The organism is uncultured Campylobacter sp., assembly GCF_938045225.1.
GTDB lineage: Bacteria > Campylobacterota > Campylobacteria > Campylobacterales > Campylobacteraceae > Campylobacter_A.
Window position 1 is genome coordinate 1 of the sequence record NZ_CALINL010000022.1, and the last position, 2,387, is coordinate 2,387.

Below are 2,387 nucleotides of genomic sequence, written 5' to 3' on the forward strand. Positions count from 1 at the left end.
CGATGAGCTGTATTCAACTGCACTAAGAGTTGGTGTATTTTTTATGAAAAGAGCTGTACATAAAGAACCGATCAAATTTGGCATATGTACTACATGGTATTGTGGGTCTGAAGAGATAGACTATTTGCTATTTACTCTTGGATTGGCGGATGATTTTTCTATATATACTACATGTTCATTTGAAATGAAACAAAAAAACGATAGTGTATTTAAAATGGCAAAACTAACCGACGGATATGGTAGATTGAATTACTTAAAAGGTCTTGATGCTACCAATGACGAGATAAAAACTTGGATGATCTATCATGGCTATAAATGTAGTTTGGGTTGTGAATTTACTGCTTATATTTGTGCAAGTAGAGGAGATTTGTTATCTCACATAAAAAAAGGGTGGAATGATGATCTATATGATTGCGCAGGCGATATTATATGCGGGTTGATAGATGATCATGAAAATAAGATCTTTGAGTATGTGGACGCAAAGGAAGCAGTGGAGCTTTTTCTCAAAGAGTCTTTGAGGCAAAATATGAATATAGACAGATTTAATAAGCTCTGTGACATATTTTATTTTATAAGAGACGATTGGGAGCAAATCGGATGGGGCGAAGAAGAAAAAGACAGGTTGGTTGATCAAATTTCAGATATTGCCTATAATAAAAATTATAACTGGGAAGAACAGGTAAGGGAAAATGTATTTGACCATAAAGCAAGAAACATCGCAAAAGCTTTAAATATAAATATTTGGAAAGATTTATTTAACTACGCAATGCAAAATGATAATTTCTCGGATTGGTATTCGCTGGCTCAAACAGATAATATTGATGAGCTTAGAATGGTTTGCTCGCTTGCAGAAAAAGTATTGGATCTTGAAAGCATATCTACCGGCATTGCTGATGAGCTAGGTTTTAACGGAAATTTTGGAAAACATAACGATCTATCTATTATTTTGCAAAAAATGAGAGAATTTAATCAAATTATTAGCGTAAAACTAGTGCAAGCCGGTTTAAACTGTCCTGTAACTAGCACTAGAAACGCTGCTCTACGTGTAGTTGCGTCGTGTTATGATGTTCCTAAGGAAATTATCCAAACAATAATCCGAAACAGATATATGGAGCCAAATAAGGATTCTTTGGAGTATTATAATACTATCTTAAACATTTCAAAATGCAAATGTTGCGATAATTATATTAAGATCAATACCGTATACGATATGCTAAAAAGAGTAAAAGATTATGTGGAGTCGGATAAAAAGATCGCTAAACTTTTAGGAGATCTGATGCTTGACGCCGATGAAGTTGGAATAATGCAAGAGTGTTCAAGGCTCCAAAATCTAGTAAAAAATTCTAACAATGAATGTTATGAAAAAAAATATAGATGCATACGTTTTAGCGATTCGGGCATATATCTCAAATTTAATGAAAATTTTACATCCTTGCTGTCCATCGAATTAAGCATAAAAGAGCTATTTGAAAAAGATATGTTTTTAAATTTTAAATCAAATGATGTCAAAAGAGGTTATTATACAAAATTTAAAAATATGACATACGATAGCAGGGTAGAGTTTTTGCAAAATGCATTAGGAAGTTATGACGAAAACCTAAGAAATGCCTATTTTGAAGTTATGCAACTAGGAAAACAGGACAAAAACGGGTATGTCAAGTATCCAAAAAATAATCATGATGGATGCCCATATTTTATATATAATGCTTTAAGCGATAGCAATAAGGCAAATATAGAGCTAGTTATTAATGAAGAATGGAGTCATATAGATGAGCCGATATCAAGCTGGCTACATCAATTTATCGTAGAGATGTATCCAGATTTCGGTGATACTTATTTGTGGAATGAAGGTTCTGCTAGCGGCATATACTGTTTTAAGAAGTATGATTTAGAAGGTACGTTGCTTGATAAAGAACTTAATGATTGGGAGCATGATTTTATGTTAAATTCTGAAAATTTTAATGACTTAGACTGGGATCGATTTAATAGCCGGGGTAAGGTACTACATAAAAATCTGCAAGCTATCGTAAAAAATGACTACATAGTAGTATATGCAATGAGCTTTGAGGAGCAATATGGCTCGCCTAATGATTAGAATAGCTCTATCAATTTTTAACCATGTGAATAATATAACTGGAAGATATTATTTTGCGTATGAGAATTAAATTAGGTAGGGTTGGTGACTGTGAGCTTCCGTCTACTTGCTACCGTAAGTAGAATTTCTTATTTTATACTTTAGTGTTTCTGAAATTTAACCTCTGAAGTTTACGAATGAAGCATATGCTTATCTTTAATGATTATTTTTGCGACTTACCTTTCCTTCCCATTTGCTTTAGCTTAAGTTAAAAATATACTTTTAATATTTATTTTAACTACTATATAATTAT

The 2,387-nt window shown here is 32.4% G+C and carries 1 protein-coding gene; it reads left to right on the forward strand.

The features are described from left to right. Positions 1–2,095 (forward strand): hypothetical protein (locus Q0200_RS01465; protein WP_297936923.1); only part of this gene is annotated, 2,095 nt, incomplete at its 5' end. Positions 2,096–2,387 lie beyond the last annotated feature (292 nt).